General features: G+C 50.1%; 4 protein-coding genes. 1 reads left to right on the forward strand and 3 read right to left on the reverse strand.

Going from position 1 to position 18533, the window contains the following annotated elements:
- Positions 1-12: 12 nt before the first annotated feature.
- Positions 13-699 (reverse strand): hypothetical protein, encoded by a 687-nt coding sequence (locus tag B0I18_RS07935; protein WP_146146695.1) that lies wholly within the window; start codon positions 697-699, stop codon positions 13-15.
- Between the two features lie 434 nt (positions 700-1133).
- Here B0I18_RS07935 and B0I18_RS07940 point away from each other — a divergent pair, with 434 nt between their 5' ends.
- Complete coding sequence (locus B0I18_RS07940) at positions 1134-1694, forward strand: DUF922 domain-containing protein (protein WP_106522156.1); 561 nt, start codon at positions 1134-1136, stop codon at positions 1692-1694.
- A 64-nt stretch (positions 1695-1758) separates the two neighbouring features.
- On the opposite strand, the gene B0I18_RS07945 is transcribed toward B0I18_RS07940, so the two are convergent.
- Positions 1759-9036 carry a SpvB/TcaC N-terminal domain-containing protein gene (locus B0I18_RS07945; protein WP_106522157.1) on the reverse strand — a complete coding sequence of 2426 codons (7278 nt, stop codon included), beginning with the start codon at positions 9034-9036 and terminating at the stop codon, positions 1759-1761.
- An 86-nt stretch (positions 9037-9122) separates the two neighbouring features.
- Positions 9123-18509, reverse strand: coding sequence for a Tc toxin subunit A-related protein (locus tag B0I18_RS07950; protein WP_106522158.1), 9387 nt, complete (start codon positions 18507-18509; stop codon positions 9123-9125).
- Positions 18510-18533: the final 24 nt, after the last annotated feature.

Genomic DNA, 18533 nt, shown 5'->3' on the forward strand with positions numbered 1-18533 from the left:
TGCAACGCTTATCTAATCGTCTGTATCGACTAGCCATCCAGGTCTGATTCTAAAGTCACTAGTAATTTCGCCATTCTCTTCTGCGGTTTTAACAATGTCGATTATCTGAGATAAATCAATTTTTTTGATGCATTCTAAGCCGCATTCCATTTTTAAACTTTTTACTTCCTTTTTAATTGCCGTAACAGTTATTGAATTCTGGGAAAATTTTAGAATCCCGATTATGCTAAATTTAGAATCGAAGAGATATATCGATTCTATGTCGTTCTTTAGAATACTGTGGATATCCAATTTTGGTTGTAGGTTTTTGGAACCGCTTTTCCTGATATTCACCGGGAACGAAACGCCATTTTTTGAAACAAACACAAAAAAAGTATATTTGGTCTGCGTATCTCTAACTGCTAGACCAGCAACTTCAGTTAGTGAAGCTATTTGTCCGGGTGGATATGAAAAAGGATTTGCAAATTTCAAATTTCCTAATTCAAAATTATCGTATCGTTTGTGGAATTCAAATAGGAGATTATCATTTTTATCAAAAAAAAGTACCAAAACTTTACTGACTCCTGTAGTATCAGTAAATTGTTTTGTGTAATGTTCTCCTAGTAAGTCATATACTATAGTTCCTTTTTCTTTTTTTAAGAAATTTCCTTTAATGAAGTGGGATACTCGATATAAATTAATGGTAGAATCTTTTTCCAAAATTTGATCTATTTTCACAAAATTCAACTGAGCGAAAAGCTTAGTTGAACATATGCAAAAAAAAATAGACAGAAGATATCTCATAACGTTTGTTTTTTATAAAGTAAGTTGAAATTATTCTTAATGTCTGATAGGAACTTGCTAGCCTATACGTATTCTTTAAGAATTTTCTATATCTATTAGAATAGTACATGGATATTGAATTTGATACTCTATGAATTTCTTTGCTTACCTCTCTTGATTTAAATAGAAACAGTACTCCCTCACTTCTTAGAATCAAGTTTTTTCCTGTGGAAACAAAATTGTCAAACAATTCAGCCCAATCCTTTGACGCTATATCGAACTGAGGTGAAAATAGCAAATCTCCTAATGGCAAATCTTTGCTTAACTTTGGATTCTATGGCATTTGTTTGTAGCCTGATCTAAAATCTAATATGAAAATTGTTTTTTCTGTATTGTTTGTCTTTTGTTTTTTTTCTGCAGTAACACAGCAGAAAAAGACAGGATCAGTACAATCAAAATATGTTAGTAATGACACCCTGCATTGGAATAAATGCAGAAAGTTGACCTGGGACGATTTTAAGTGTATGCCTGATAGTACATCTACAGGCATGGCTGGAACTTCATCTGGTTTTATTACAAAATCAACATACAGTTCCGATACAACAATTAGCGTAGTTATTATTGCCGTATTTTATAAAAATAAATCTTGGGTAAAGAATGAATATATGGATTCTGCGACACTTAAGCATGAACAGGGGCATTTTGATATCACAGAAATTTGTGCAAGAAGAGCCAATCTCGCTTTGAAAAATTATAAATTCAATAAAGCCACTATGAAAAATGATATTAATAAAATATTTTATGACTTTGTTGACGAGCAAAACAGGATACATGACCTTTATGACAAAGAAACTACCAAACCTATCAATAATAAAAAACAAAGAGAATGGGATGCGAAAATTGCAAAGTGGCTGCAATCAAATTGCGAATAAATAAAGAAACGGAAATGTTCTTCATCTATTCGCAATTTGATACTTTGTTTACTTATTAGGTAAGTTATTTACGAATAACGGGCCCATAGATAAGTCTTCTGCCATCAGGATTTAGCGGCTCGAGCTTTATTCTGTCTGGTTTTATCTTTCCTCCTCCGGCTTTTACTATTTCTCTAACTATCACATTAAATCTACGTTGAAGTCGTTGTAATACCGTTTCTTCATCAAACATAGAGTGATTTTCGTTCCATTTATATGCACCGCCAAACATATGTCCTGACATCATTCCATCAGCACGGATGGTGAGATTATAATCTGGATTGTTAATCAACCAAGTAGCGATTTTTTTCGATTCTTGTGGCACGTGACCATTAGTGACACCTATAAAACACTTCCAGCATAAATCATCGGGATTAGGGGTGGCTGTCGGTACGGGCTTTGTTGGACTTACGGGCACTAATACGGGATTCGTTTGCTTTGTTATCACAGTTGGAGTTATAACATTTTTCTTTCTTTCTATCCTCTGAGTTACGACTTTCTTTTCCACAGGTACTGGATTTCTCTGCTTTGTAGTTTTCTGCGGGACAGGTCCTGGATCTCTTAGTTTGGTAGTCTCTTCCTGGATAGGCTCCGGTATTTCCTCTTTTACAGGTTCCTCTGAGAAAGGTTTGTTAATAGGTTCAAATCCTTGATTTGAAAGTTCATAATGTCCTTCTTTCTGTCCTTTAAACTTTATCCATTTATAAGTGATACTGAAAATTTTACCCGCTGGAGCTTCGAAATCTCCCTTTTCAGAATCTCCTGTCGATATACTTGGGCTTGTAGAAAATATATCTACTAGTGGGTTCTGTTTCCCTTTACGTATACCATCATATTGCAAAGTTGTACCTGCAGGGACTTCATTCCCTTTTTCATCTATGGCTCTTACACGAATAGGTTGCCTTTTCTTATCGTCTCCATCCCCTGGATCCGCCCCACTCGGATCGTTCCACATCACCGGGTTATTGAACGAGTAATTATAACTACTCATACCTGCATACTTACTTTCGAGTGGATCACTCGCCGTCCATCGTGCCAGCCAGGGAATGTAGTAACGCGCCCCGTGATAATACAAACCACTTTCCTCATCTCTTTCCTTACCCGTATAGTGATACCGCTTGGCTACTGCTTTAATGGCGCCGTTGGAAGCCTGGTAAGCTGTGGTACCATAAGGATGGTATTCTTCATAAGAAATAATCCTGGCGGTTTCGTCGAGCTCCAGGGTCGCGCTTTGCAGGTGGTTGCTATAGATATAGCGCGTCAGTACAGGCTCGGAAGCATCGGAAGCATAGGCCGGGTTACGTTTTTCCAACATGGCAATACGGCCGGTATCATCGCTGATATGTACGGTGCTGCGTTCCAGCGTTGGTGTCAAAGAGCTGAAGGAGTCAAATGTACGATATATTTCAAAATTTCCCAGGTATATACGTTCCTCGAAAATATTGCCCTTATCGACAAATTTACGGATACGCTGTCCACCGCTGTACTGGTACCAGGTTTGCATATCGCTGTTGGCAATACTGGCCAGCTCGTTAAGGCTGTTCCATGCCATGATCGTAAGGTGTGGCATCATGGTCATATTGCCCCTGGTATCATGCCCGTATTTGATATAGGTCGGACCATTGCTGATCGCCGTTTGTTTTAATCGATTGGTATCGGGCATATATGCATAGGTACGGGTATAACAGCCGGTACCGGCGCAGTGTTGCAATTTCGTGATATTGCCCACGGCATCATAGCTGTACTTCTGGGTATAATTACGGGCCGCTTTGCTGCCTAGTGGCGCCGGAGCAGGACTGTTCCATAAGTCGGCTGTCGTAAATACAGGCGTATCGACCATCTCCCGGCCGGTAGCGATTACCAGGCGGTACATAGCATCGTAAGTAAAGTCTTGCACAGCCTCTATCAGACTGTTGTTATAAAACAAGGGCTCGGGTACCTCGTCCTTTACCCGCGTGATATTGCCCACCGGATCGTACCAGTAGTTCAGGTCCTGGCGTTTATTGATGCCGGTATCGGCCGTGGTAAGCAGGCGGCGCAGGCGGTAGGTAATGGGATCGTAGCTATACTTCGTTACGGTATTGTTGCCGTACTGGATAGAAGACCGTTGTCCTTTGGCATCGTAAATAATATTTTTTACGTACTCGCTTCCATTGAGCTTTACCTGTTGCAAAGCGCCGCCGCGGTCGTAGATAAACTCCTGGATATTGTTACCCGGGTCGGTACTGCGTACCGGCCGGTCCAGGGCATCGACAAGGGTGCTGGCAGTAAATACTTCGGCAGACAAGCCCGGCCCGGCGCCGCTCCAGTTCACACTGGTCATGATCTTGTCGGACAACAGGCGCTGCGTGGTTTGCAGCGGGTTGCCCTTAAAATCATAACCGCCGGGTATCGCCTGCTTGCCGGAGGTATCGTAGGACTCGTACAAAGCACTGCGCAGGTTCAGGCTTTTGGGATCCCCGGAAGGATAACTTTCGCCGTACACGGTTTTTTCGAACAGCTTGCTGTCTTCATATTTCCCGGTCAGCCTGCGCAGGTCGTCATAAGTCATACGGAACAGCCTTTCGTCTGCATCCCAGGCGTAGAGCGGTTGCCCGGCCACATCGGTAAGCGTCCATTGCCTGCCGCTGTCGCGGCTCTCCTGGTAGATCACGCCCTGTATCATATTATAACTATACTCCAGGATGGCCTTATTGACAACCAGGTCGTTGCTGGCATGGTTGCCATCGATCACCGCCAGCCGGTTGCCTTGTATATCGAGCTGCACATAACTGTGGATCAGCTCATCCACCGGGTTTCCGGTGGCATTGGGATAACGGTTGTGTTGTATGGTGTAATAAGGCCGGGCCAGCACATCGGTATGCACCAGGGTAGGGGTATCGTACTGTACCGCGGCTTTCCGTGCGGCATCTTTTTCTTCATCGCCCATAGCGTTGTCGATCCTGGCCGTATACCAACTACTGTCCATAACGGTATCGTTATTGTCCCAGATGCTTTGCTGCCAGGCGGTCCAGGTGGTTTTGGTAAAACTGCCATCGGGCAACTCGGTACGGTAAAGCCGGTTGAGCGGATCGTAATACAGCTTCGGACTGACACCGACGGTTGCGGCCACTTCTGCAGCTTCGCAGGTATGGGTATTGCTGAAATACGGCTCGAACTGCATTACGGCATTGCCCTTGTTGTTGTAAATGGTACGGCCGCTGCCGATCCAGCTTTTGCCGTCGGACTGCACAGCGCATTGGGCCTTATGCATGATCACCCTGCCGAGTGCATCGGAATAGCTGAAACGCAATATAGGCGCCGTATCCTGGCCGCTCAATACGAGCGGGTTGCGCACATGCTGCTGCCGGGCGATCATACCCACGGCAACGGGTGTTTTGCTGAAATCGTACACGCAGCGCCAGGTGGCGTTTTTCAGCAGGCCGGCCGCTGCTGCAGGAGCGGCGGTATCGAAGAACTGTTGCTGTAAGGTGATATCACCGGCACTGTCAATGTCAAGGCCGCCCAGGTCGTCGCCATCGGCGCTGTTCCCGTTTACGATCTTGCCCCTGGTAGCCATGGCTACAGGCAGACCCAGGGCATCGTAGGCGATCTCGCTTACGTTGTCGTTGCTATCTTTGAGGGCGAGCGGCTGTAATGTACGCCAGTCGTAGCTGAGCACGCCGCTGGTATTGCCCAGGGCATCGGTAACGCTTTTAGGCAATAGCCAGTAGGCATTGCTGCCACTGGTCCAGTACGTGATGGTGGTATTTTTACCCCAGGGATCGGTAAAGACCAGGGGGGTATAAAAACGGTTGTCCACATCCTGGAACACTGCTTTCCCGGAGGGAAGCCAATAGCCTGTTTGTCCTGCGGGTGTTACATAACCGCCTTCGGTAAGCATGGCCGGTTGTACTTTGCCCGCGTAGGGATGCGGTACTGTCAGCATTTTACTGCTGAGTACCTGGGTATAACTTTCATAGGGCAGGGAACGCGCTTCCAGGCTGCCGAAAGGCAATGATGCGCTGGCCTGGTCGTTATAGAACAGGCTGATGTTATGTCCCAGCAGGCGAATCCTACCGGTTACAAGTTGTTCGCTGAAATCCAGGGCCTGGGCGCTCATCAGCACTTTTAGCTCGTTATAGGTGTACAGGGCAGCCTGTGGCGCTGCGAGCCGGGCTTCGTAGCTCTTCGCTTCGCAAGGCTGGCGCAGGCGGTAATACAGGGCGCCGGAGGGAACGTCGCCGGTAAATTCCTGTTCGCTATACGTGATGGCTGTCTGTTCCTGGGCTTGTCTTACTTTGGCAGGCAGCCCGCCAGGAAAGGTTTTGCGGGCATAAGCGATCTGCGCGCTCCGCGTTACATTGCCGTATAAGTCGGTAGCCAGGGTGAAACTATGCGCCAGGCGCGGATCGCTGGTATCGCGCTCGCAACTGAAGGCTACGCTTTGCTGCTGATAGCTTAAGAAAGAGGCATAGCGGTTATTGCCCAGTTTCTGTATGCGCTTTACGGTATAAGCCGATGCGGTTACACTATAGGGGATATCCTGCTGTGCAGCGCCATCCAGGGCATATACTTCCTGGCGCAGGGGCTGTCCCTTAAGCGCCCGGTAAGCTTCGCGCGTTTCCTGTGCATTGTCGCTGGCTTCTACCGTAATGATATCGGTAAGCTGATCCCAGCCCTCGAAATGGAAAAACTCTTTTTTATACTCGTCCAACAAAGTGCCTTCGCGTTTCCAGGCGCCGGTATGGTTCCAGGTTTTGGTCAATACGGGAGGCTGGTCCAGTTGGGTTTGCGGACCGCTTATGGCTTTGTCGCTATCGGTTGTTTCTACATACCCGAAACCGCGGAACTCGCGCTCTTCATGATCGTAATAACCATGGCGGTAGCGGTACAACTGCCGGTACTCTGTTCCGCTTACCTGGTCTGTGGTCGTAACGCTGCTGATGCAGTGTACGGGGAAAGGCAGGCGGGTAGCCCAGGGACGCCCGGCCAGCTTGTCTTCCAGGTAGTATTGCGTGGAACTCTTGTAGGTTACGGCTACTGCTTTACCCGTACCATTCGTGTACCGCTGCATCAGGTACGGTTTTTTACCGCCCATCAGGTCCATATACCGGAGTGGTGCTGTAGCATGCGCGGGCAGCGGGCTGCTCCATACCAGGCAGCCCGTACCATTACCGAGAAAGTCGAGTACGGCAATCTTGCTGTAAGGATCGGTGCCGGGCAAGGAGCCAAAGCTGACGGCTTCGCCCCAGCCATTACCGGCCATATTGATCCAGGCCTTACAGGTACGGCCATCGGTATAGATAAGGTCGGCTGCGCCGGTGCCGCTGATGTCTGCAAAGCTGAGGTAGAGCGGGTTGTATACCTCCGTACCTGTAAACACAGGTGCATTGGCCATGGTTACCCTGGCGCCGAAATGACCATAACCCATATTGGGCCAGTAGCAGATCTCCCCGTTTTTGATCCGGACCAGGTCGGTAAGCCCGTCGCCGTTCATGTCGGCCAGGAAGATGCTTTGGATGGTATCACGGAGCAGTAACATGGGGCCTTTTTCTTCGTTGGTAAAGACCGGCGCATGCCCGCCGTTGCTGAAGCCCTGGCTGCCTTCGTTCTTAAACCAGGTCCAGGCGCGGTCTTCGGTGATCAGTACTTCCGGCCGGCCATCGCCGTCGAGGTCGATCATTTTGGTGAAGGGGTTGTCCCAATCGATGTTCGCATTTTGGGGAAAGGCCCGGAAGGGCTTCCAGTGCGGCATATCGGGATCTCTGGGATTATAGTCTTCGAGTTCCCAGAAGCCCTTAAGGGGATCGGTATTCACTACCTGGCGACGCCCGTCGGCATCGAGGTCTTGCCATTGCAGGCTGCCGCTACCCAGGCCAGTAAAGTTGGGTTTGGGCGCGATGCTCTTAGCAGTGGCGAAATGTCCGTCACCCAGGTTGTTTTTATAGAACCAGCCATTACCCTGTTCGGTCAGGATACCCGAAATGCCTTCGCCTTCGAAGTCGGTCCATTGGTAAGGCCCGGTAAGGCCCTGGGGGGCATGCCTGAAGTCTTCTTTGCTTACCGTATGCAGGGTGGTATCCCATTGCAGGGGCTCGTAATAGAAAGTCATCGGCGGCAGCGATTTGCTGCGCCAGTTCCCGTTTTTAAATACATAGCCGGTTTGCCCCGCTTGGGTAATATAATCGGCTTCGCGTAAGCTGCCGGTATCCAGGCCATCGTTCTTATAACTCAACTCCAGCGAACGGACGAGTTCGCCCACCGGGCGGGTTGGGTCCAGCAGCTCGTCGAAAGCGTGGTACATCAATACCCGCCTGCATTTGCGATAGGTGCGTATTTCGAAACCCGCATGGAAGTCGGAAAAGGCATCGTTGCGCGAAGGCCAGGGTACAGTCGATAAGGGGTTATACCTATCGGCCTGGTCGCCATAGTCGAACTCCGCATTCATCAGGAAGGTGGTCTCTTCCGGTATTGCGGGTTCGTAAGTATCGGCTTCCGTGGTGAACCAGGGTTGCAGGTTGCAATACAGGATCCTTTTCAGGTATTGCTGTGCAAAGCCCGCGGTTTTGCGGTTGCGTTCAAATACGGCATCGGCGATGTTTTGGTTGTTCTCCTTCTTGTAGCGAAACCATTGCACATTGCCTTTATGATCGAGGGTGACCTGGGGCAGCCATTTAAAAACCCGGCCCGGGTATTCCGGGTCACTGATACGCCCCTCGATATCCAGCCCGTAATAGGTAGTGATATTGTCTTTGGTGGTAACACGCCACCAGGATTCGGTACTGTCTTTCCTCCTGATGTATTCGATACGGGCAAACAAGCCTTCGATACGCGGTCGGTACCGCTTGATCTGGTAAGCGGATGGATATACCGGGAGCAACTCATTCTCTACATAGGTATAAGGTATAAGGTCTTCGGCGCCGGCAAGCAGGAAGACATCGCTTTCGCCATCATCGTTGTAAAGCGGTAATTGCTTGTCGGTTCTGCGTTGTATGGCGGGCAGGGATAGGTCCCAGCCGAGGCCAAAGGCGCTGTTGCCGCCGCCGGAGTTATATGATAGGCTAAGAGCCGGTGTAAAGCCGCCCCTGCCGGGACTTAGGGGCAGCGCGATCTCCAGTCCTGCGGTTCCATTGACGGCATTCACCGAAAATTTTTCGTCGATTCCTTTTAAGGCGCCGCCGCCTTTGGGCAGGGAAATGGAGGGCGCTGCCGATTTATAGAAGGGACTTTTATCTTCTTCCTGCTTCGGTTGTACACTGTAGCGGTCGAGAAGGTGTCCTTTATTATTGGATTGTTCTGTTGATTTGGGATTGTCCTGCATGATAAAGCGCTTTTTAGCGTTGGGTAATACCCGGCAGGCTGGGGCCTGCCGGGAAATGGGTATAGGGATTAAGAGGCATCCGGTGCTTAGCTCTGTAGCTTGTATTGCAGCAGCAGGAATACATCGTCGACATCCGACTCTTTCAGTTCCACTGTTCCGTTGTAGAGGATCACGGGGAAAGAAGTTGCTGTTTCGACACCGGCATTCAGGGTGATACCCGGGCTATCGATCGTTGCTTTAATGTAATTGCCATCATCTGCTGTAGTCGCCATAACGCCGTTTGTGTATTCTACTTTAATGCCGGTTATCGTCGCTTTCTTCTTCACGTACAGGTATGCTTTTTCGATAACGATCTTCTTGCCTGCGGTGTATTCAGGGAATTGGGCCCTAAATACCTTCAGGTCGAGCTTATGGCCGATAGCCGCGCCCGTGTTGTTATTGATCTTTACCAGGCGGCTGAATCCGTCGTACCATTCATTGCTGAATTCATGCTTCAGGCTGAAGTAACGGGGCAGGATCAGTGAGGAAGGCAGGGATAGATTGGTATCCGGCGCTCCCAATAAAGTATTGATCTTTTCCAGGCGTTGTTTTTTCAGGGCAACTTGGCCTTCCTGCGCCGTATAACGCAGGTGCAGGATCACATCGCTGATGGTATCGAAGCTGAACATGCGCGGCTGCTGGTATTCGGTGATAGAGACATCGGCCAGCAGGCTCAGCTGCCATTCGCTGATGGCGCCTTTGCCTTCGAAGGGCAGGTAACGTTCATCCCTGAAGTTGAGCTCGAACAGGCCGCTGTCGTTCTGTGCGGTGCTGGTCGCAATAGACTGCAGGCTGCTGCCTGTAGTGTCCAGTACAGGTTCAGTACCGCTTTTCTTCCTGATATAACTATTCTTCAGCGTCAGTGTTGCCGGGATCGTGGTATAAGGACCAGCAATACACGGAATGCTGATGCTTACGGATTTGATCCTGCGGTTGAAATGACCGGGATAGTCCAGGTCGAAGAGTACTTCGGGCAGGAAGATACTGCAGACGCCTTTCGATCTCAGGTCCAGTAACGCTTTGGGATCGCTCAGGGCCAGGGATATGTTCTTGGTCAGTTCCAGTTCACGTTTGTTTTCCTGCATATAGCTGACTTCCATTTTGCGGAGGTCGAGCTGCATCTTTTCACCGCTCATCAGGCCTTTACGCAGGCTGTCCCAATAGCCGAACTGGATGAAGCCATTGCCGGGTTTGGTTACCGAAGGCAGTTCCAGGTCATAGCATTTTTCGGCATTGCGTGCCAGGTCGTAAGCCAGCTGGTAAGCCTGGAAATAGGTAGCGGCCACCTGGTTCACCATCCAGGTATACAGTTCCTGGTTGGAGAACTTGCTGCGCATATAGTTGTCCACTTCGGTACTTTGTTCCATTTGCAGGACATGGTTATTCAAGTCCTTGTTGGCGATGTCCAGGCGGATCTCCGCAGCGAGTATCTGTTGGTCGGCCTGTTCGATCTCCTTGGTTGCGCTTTCGGCCTGGAAGGCCCAATCGTCGCGACGGCGCTCGTAACCGCCCCGGGTAAGGGCCATAGAACCCCTGGCATTATTGACCATTACGGCGATGCCTACTGCGGCGCTGGCGGCACGCATTACATTGGCCAGTTGCAGGCCACCAAAGCTGGCGCCGGAAGATGGTCCCTGGAAGTGCCCGGTAGGGATGGCGGAAAGTGCGCCGGCTGTGCCTTCCAGCACGCCCTGTATCACCTGCAGGGTAAGTCCTGTTTGTATAGATTCGAGATGCTGCTGCTCGCCGGCATTCATAAAGGCACGGGTGCTGTAATAGCGTTGCCTGATCTGCACATTCTCTTTACTGCGGCGGCTCGCTTCCAGGTTGGCTTCCGCCTCCCGGACCTGTGCTTCTTTAACACCTCTTACTTTTTCCAACAGGCGCAGTTCGTGCCCGGAGCGCAGCAAAGCAAGCTGCTCTGCATCTTTTTTCTCGATGGCAGAAAGTAAGGCGCCACCTAATGCCCGTACTTCGCCACAGAACTCGCCGGCCTTCTGCAGCACATAGCTGAAGCGGTAAGGTAATACAGGCGCGGTCTGGTTGTTCACGATGGTATCCATACTGATGCCCATGGCTGCGGCGCGTACCAGCAATGCCGGATCGATAGGCGGCTCGTACAGTGGCAGTTCGCGTACGCTGCCGTTAATGTTCATACAGTTCCTGATCTTGAACAGGCGGTCGGCTACTGTGTTCCAGTAATTAAGCAGTTTGTCATTATTCGGCAGGCAGAAGTAGAACATTTTTACTTCGATACCGTGATCGCCCTCTTTGCCTGGCACGCCACCTGTAGAAAGCGGTCCGGCATTGGGACTGAAATAGGACTCGATATTGACCATGGCATTGGACAAAGCGTCGAGCGGCCCCAGTTCGGTGAAAGATTTCGGACTGGTTTGCGCCCTTGCCGGTATTTCTTCCGGACGTTTGCCCAGGATATTGGCGGCAAGGATGTATAGCTGTGTCGCTTCATTGATCGATTCGATCGTATCTCTCCTGAACAACTGATCGCCCCAGGCTATCAGGTTGTCGATGTATTTCATCACCACGTTTTTCATATAGGCCAGGATACGCATCCTCGCGATAACGTGTGGTTTGAAAGGGTTCTGTTCCCATTTCTTTACCTGGGCTACCGCTTCCGGAGAATTGGCGTTGATAGCGGCCAGCAGCTGGGTCAGCGTTTGTACATTGGTTTGCTGCGCCTCGTTATAGAAAGGATAGAACTTCCAGAAGCGTTTCTTCTCCTGTATATCCGCACCGTTCATGTCTTTACTACTGGTAGGGTCGAAAATATAGTGGTACCACTTCTGTGCTTCTTCGAACTGCTGGTTGTCGGCAAGCCTTTGCGCGATCATCATGGGCGAATGGAAGAAGATCTCCCAGTTGTAGATCGCCAGCGGATCGCTGAAACCGAACTGGACATTGTTGCCCGGGTAATTGCTGCTGACCATATTGGTCGGCAGGTAGGTGCCCGGGAAGTCCATATCGTTGGCCTGGCTTTGGTTACGGAGCTGCAGCAGACCGGGTATGCCTCCACGGTTCAGGGCTCTTACAAAATTCGTGATCTGGGCATGATAGAAGGTCTGGAACCGGTACTGTACCGTGCTCGCCACCGGTTGTAAACCCGTAGAGGGACTGGTAGGCGTCTGCGTGTTACTGCTGTAAATCAGCTTAGATAATTCCAGGGCCTTATTCATATCCGTGTAGACGGCTTGTGTAAGGCCGCGTATTACAGGCGCGGAAGCTGGTTGACTCAATACCCGCTGTACATAAAACGTATGCTTGTTGTCCTCGTAGAAGAAATGTTTTTTCACCGGGTTAGGACCAAAGGCGCTGTCTGCGATTGATGAGATGCGGTACCGGCCTACCTGCGCGTTGTCTACTTTGTTGAACAGCACGGAAGAAGCGGTATTCCTGGAAGACAGGGCATACGTGATATTGGGATCCCATTCGCCCACCAGGTAGTCTGCTTCATACAGGAAGTGTTTGTCGCGTTCTGTGGCTACGGTATCCGCGTCGATCCAGAGTTTGCCGATCTCATCGAAGTTTTCGATCTGTGCAAATTTCATCCTGTCGAAACGGGTGCCCCTAGGCGCCAGTACCTGGTGGCCGCGGTTATTGTTCCGTAGTACATAAGGCTGTCCGCCATCCGGGAATATAAACGCATAGAGTCCTACGCCTGCTTCATCGAGGCCCGGAGGGAATACCAGGCTGACACACATCATGTCTACCTTGGGGTATAACGGACTATCGTTGGTTACATACAGGAAGATCCTGTCCCTGAAGATTTCGGGGAGGCTGGTATCGCCATTCTTTACCCATTTCCTGAACAGGTCGGGTGTGATCGCATTGATGGTGTTCATTTTCTTGATCGTCACGCGGATGCGTTCCGGGAAGATGACCATGGTGTCTTTGGCCACTTCGGTAGCCAGCCATTTGCCGTCTTTATACTGCGACCAGTTCAGCTTGATTTCCCAGGCTGTTTCCCGGTCACCGCTGGCGATATTCATCGGGTTGCCTGCCGCCTGGTTCTTAGCTGCGATCAGGTTGGCCCAATAGGGATAGGGGGAGCTTTTGCGTTGTAACGGTTCTGTTTTCTTTTTCGTGAACGTAGTCCAGAACAGGTATAACTTTTTATTCCAGATCACCGGTGTTACCTGGTCGCTCTTGATATCGACATTTACTTTCTCCCAGGGCGTCCACTCGTTGTTTTCCAGCTTACGGTAGTAATAGCGGTGCGGCTCTGCATGCGTACGGGCAAAGACGTGGCGGATGTCTATGCCGTTTGCGGCATCTACCTCGTGATAGGCATTTACAGGTTCTAACCTGCCTACTTCACTTACTCTTTCGAGGTAAGATAACATGGCATTTTCGGCAGTCTTGTCGGTAACTTCATCCTGGAGCAACTGTGTTTCCAGCTCTTTGAAGAATGGCGTCTTGTCATCTCTCAGCTCCGGTTCGATCCAGTTTTCCGGGTACAGGAATATCTTGCGGTTGGCTTCCCAGATCCGGTACCACTTCCGCCAGCTCTTCCACTGCGCCACCTTATCTGCAGGAAGGTAGATGGGGGTATTGCCGAAATTTTCCAGCTTCATCACTACCCGGTCCATAAACAGTTGGATGCTGCTGATGGCTTGCTTGATGCGCGATGTTTTCATGCAGGGTTTCATTTCCACATCGATCAGCAGGTAGGCATACAGGTCGTTCTGGTCTTTCCAGCGGCTGTTATTGACATCTTTGGTATACAGTGCATAATCCACCAGTGCCGCTCTTTGTCCTTCCCGGAGCGTGTCCTGTAACGGTTTGGCGATTTTTGCCCATGCCTCGTCATCATGTTTGGCTTTGGCCGCTTTACGGATATTGCCCGACAGTCCTGTGTTGACATTGGTGAGCAGGGTGCTGTAGATGGCCTGCGTGCTGAGCCCGATACGTGCGGCGGCGGCTATAATATCGGCCACCTGCAGGATAAGCTGTGCATACCGGAAGTCGTTCTGGGCCGTCACGTTGCTGTATTGTACTTTAAGCACGCTGGCAATGGGAGGCATCGTGATACCGGTCAGGTGTTGCAGGTCTGTAAGGTTCCATGAGGTATAATTGACGAGTTTGTCCTGCCAGCCCGAGAGCGAGCCCTGGCCGCTGGCTTCGTAAAGCAGGCCGGTTAACTCTTCCACGCTTAAGTTGAGCCTGTCCCTTACTTTGATCCAGTTGGTCAGGTTAACCAACTGTTGCAGGAACACACTGTTGGCAGGGCTCAATCCCGGTCCGCCGGGTAGTTGGGCCAGGTCGGTAATATCCAGTCTCAGCTGGTTTTTCTGGAATTCAGTTACTTCCTCTTTGCTCAGCTTCATAGCGGCAATGAGCATCGAAATTTTGAAGCAGGTCCGGTAACGCATATATAACTGGGCATAAGCGAGGCCGCCCGGTGTGGCCAGGCCGTCGGTGATCCCGTTTGCGGAACCGATGAAGTCCGCGCTGGTCAGTACATCCAGCAAGGCCATGCTATTGATCTTTAGTACATCGGTCAGCAACAGTTTTGCGATATCGTTATTAAACCCGAACTGGTCGCTGAATCGCTGCGTTACCGCTTTGCTTAATAAATCTTTGAGTGCTGCGTTATATGGCTCAGTGGCATTGTTCACCGAAGCCTTCAAGCGGCCACGCAGGTTTTCATAAAAGTCCTGTATGGCTTTGTCGGCCGGGTTAAATTGTTTTTTGTCATCCTGGTTGCGTACCAGGTATTCGATCTCATCGAGACCGAAGGGTAAGGTCTGCAGTGTGGCTACTTTGGCCAGTATCGATTCCAGCAGGTCGGCCTGGGCGAATTTACTGCCTGCAATATTGCTTTGCAGTTGAAACAGCGTGCAGGCCCGGAGGATATCTTTTACCGGAACGCCGATGCTAACCGACACGAGACTGATGGCGTAGATACGGCTTATGACGGCGCTTGTGCCTATAGCGGTACCGGGTATTACGCCGAAATATGGATAGAGTAAGAGCAGATCGCTTTCTGGCAGACCGGTAGCGGCAACCAGTGTGCCTGCGTTATTGGCATAGGTGTTGCTGATCGCATCAGGATTGGTAAAGTTGGCATCCGGGGGATTGCTGATCGCCTTATTTTTAAAGAGATTGTCATATACCGAAGGCAGTATAGCCTGGTTGTCGCTGTCATAGTTGGTATAGTTGAAGGTGTCCAGGTTGTTCCAGAACGCACAGATCTTCTCCGGCGCTATATGCAGTTCCGTTACGAGGCGTTGTGTTTTCCCGATATAGACCAGCGCATTTTCGTTCAATACGCCCCCGAAAGACTGCAATACGGTATCGACCTGGCGGATGCTCCAACCGGTAGCACGCCACAGCCTGATAAAGCGATGCCACTTTTCGAACAGTTCTAAGGGCGATGTGCCGGCGCCTGTACTTACCTGTCTTTCCAGCTTCAGTTTGTCCAACTGGCAGGTATCGAGCGCAGCCGGGTCGGTGGATACCACTTTAAATAATACCTGGTCGGAGCCCGCTAAACGGTTCAGGAAGCGGGTGTTCAGCAACTGGAGCATTTCTTTGTAACTGATGTTGGAACGTTCCAGTAAGAAACGAAGTCCCTTGCGGCTCAGCGGACCGGTCATCAGCTCGTCGTACCATTGCACATTGTTTTCCCCGAGCGTGGTTTCATAGCCATAAAATTTGTAGCTGGCTGCTACAGTAACATGTTGGGTGATAATATCGGCCTCCAGGCGGGTAATACCCAGTAGTTCGCTCATGGCATTATACTTGTTGATCCCGATCCCGTATGGCGTGTTTGGCGCAGGTTCTACAAGGTAATCCGTAGGTTTGAAGTACTGCATCAGCTGTTGCCTGCTATAGCCCAGGTGTTTGGCGTAGGTACGGCTTTCTTCAACCGGGAGATTATACGGCAGGGTATTGGGATAAAAAGCGGTTTTTAACATGGGCTTGCCCGCATAGCTATCGCTATACACAACCAGGTGGCCGTTGAAGGGCTCGTATACTTTAGCGCCTGGCAAACCGGTCTTATGCGTGTGTTCGGGATAGGCAGCGAGTTCGGCTGCAGTACCGCTGGTCTGGAACGAATCCGGCGTGCTGGCGTTGACAGATTTCAATACCATAGTTTCGAGTAGCTCGATAACCAGGTCCACGTAAGGCATCGGTGTATTGGCGTTTTTACAGCTGATGTCTATGGCCAGCAGGTCGGGACGGCGTTTCGTAAGCTCGTCAAAAGCCAGTGTGCTGCCCAATTTGTTTTTCATGAAATTAAGCAGGTCAGTAAAGTAAGCGGCCGGGCTGTACATAGACATACAGTCGGAGCAGCTGCACAGGTCCATGCTGCCGAAGAGCGTTTCCAGGTTCGGTACGCTTCCGGGTGTGGGCGGAGAAGTCTGTTTGTTGTTTTTGATCCAATCGGCCCATTGCGCTTCCAGTACAAATACCGGCAGGTAGTTGCTGGCGTTGACCTGGGTTTTGATCTGTGTAACCCGTACCGCGGTATGTGCCGCTTTAGTATACACTTGGGTGGCCACAGTCAGGTCTTTAAAGAGTGCTTTGAAGTTGGTTTCAAACACACCCTGGTCCATGGCTGCGATATCCACAGCGCCTTTTATATTCTGTTTCAGCATTTCGGCTACCGCGTCGGGCATATTGCCTGTGAGGCGCATCAGGTTTTGAACGGGTACTATATCGTTGATCAGTACCTCGCGGCTGGCGTCGTCCATACTGCCCAGGCTGGCGTCCCATATACTGTCTAACCTGAAGTCGAAATTTTTGTTGGCGTTCAGGTAGTTGACCAGTTGCCGGGGATTGGTAAATTTGCTGCGCAATTGTCCTTTATCCGGACTCTCCTTGCCTTCGGTATAGTCGATGTCTTTCTGCAGCCGGTTGCCGAAAGCTTTCGTAGCGAAAAGGCCGGTGGCAGCTTCGTACAGCTGATCTGCATAGGCAACTCTTACTGCTTCCTTCTGTACTTCCGGGCTGCTCTCGTTTACTTCACCTTTGATGGCTGCAGGTACGCAAAGCTTGCCACCATTGGCCGTACCGGTATCTTTCACAAAAGTTGCCCAATCACTTCTGCTTTTGAGCACATAATCCTGCTGCTCCGGTTCGGGATAGGCAGCCTGTAGCCTCTTCGTTATTTCGGGTTGTAAGCCGGTAATGGCGAGCATAGGCATGGCGGCCTGCAACTTCTTCATATTGGGCTCGCCACATGCGGTTTGGATCCTTTGCCAGAATGCCGGTATATTCTGTTCATCCTTGATCTTATTCTGCTCCAGGAAGTATTGCACATGGGTATCATTCGCTCCGGGATCTGCAAGCAGACCCTTAACCAGGTCATACATACGTACACCGTCGTCGGTTACCGCGGCATTTTCCAGGCGGGTCAGCATGTTTCTGAATATAGCGTATATTCTTTCGGTCTCGCCGGGTGATGCGATAATGTAAGCAGCGGCGGCCTCCGACATGATGCGGGTAATATCATTGCTGCCGAGGTTATAGATGGCCTGGCGGTCGTTACCCATTGCCCGTACAAATACATAAGCTTCTGCAACAGTGATGCCGTTTGTGCCGGTCTCTTTCGATATTACAGCGGCATTAATCACATTGGTTACCTGGGCTTCCCTGAGTCCCGTAGTGGCTACGATACTGCCCAGGCCCGAGTTGATCACATCTGTAGTGACGGTGTAGAACTGGTCTTCCGTAAGCTGTGTAGCCGTGGTGATACGATTAGCGATATAGTTATATTCGCTGAGGAATTTGGAGAACTGGTCGGCCAGCTCTACATGCAGATCGAAAGTCATACAGCTTTCCGTAATCTCGAAAAGATCGGTACTTTGACTTGTCGTCCTGTCCAGGTTCAGGGTAAGGAACACTTTGGGCAGCGGCGCCTGGTCGCAGCAGTCCGTAGTGGCAATGCCGCCTGTAAGTTTGCTTAGCGGGATCTTTATTTTATAGTTACCCTGTTTGTCGATATCCGTAGAGCCGATACTTTCGGGCGCCGGGTACTGTACTTTACTGACCGATGCTGTTATGCCGGTTGACTTTGGTACAGCGGGGATGAACGCCGAACCCAGCGTTACTTTGCCCGACAGGGTGATATAACTTTCCTGTTCCGGTACGGCCAGCTTGTTGTAAGAGGCCTCCGTGAGCGGTATGTTTACCTGGGCATTGGCGGTAGTGGCCTGGCCCTGCTGAATCAATACGCTGCCTTTGTATACGGCGTAGTTAATCTGTTCATTTGCTTTTAAGGGGTAGGCTACCATCATATCGAATGTATGGAGGGTAGTGTCTACAGCTGAAGAACCGATCCAGGCGCCGGCTGTAGCGCCGGCTAGTGCAGTAAGCTCTACGGTAACGCCGAAGGGGAGTTGGAAACCGGCTGTTCCAAGATGCGGAACGGTGATGGCGCCGGATATTTTTATCATTTGAGAAGCCATGAAATAAGGTTTTTGTTTTTATGA

Source organism: Taibaiella chishuiensis, from assembly GCF_003014535.1.
In the GTDB taxonomy this organism is placed as follows: domain Bacteria; phylum Bacteroidota; class Bacteroidia; order Chitinophagales; family Chitinophagaceae; genus Taibaiella; species Taibaiella chishuiensis.

Coding starts and splice junctions, on each gene's coding strand:
- B0I18_RS07950 (WP_106522158.1), bottom strand. CDS start 18,509: ATGGCTTCTCAAATGATAAAAATATCCGGCGCCATCACCGTTCCGCAT.
- B0I18_RS07945 (WP_106522157.1), bottom strand. CDS start 9,036: ATGCAGGACAATCCCAAATCAACAGAACAATCCAATAATAAAGGACAC.
- B0I18_RS07940 (WP_106522156.1), top strand. CDS start 1,134: ATGAAAATTGTTTTTTCTGTATTGTTTGTCTTTTGTTTTTTTTCTGCA.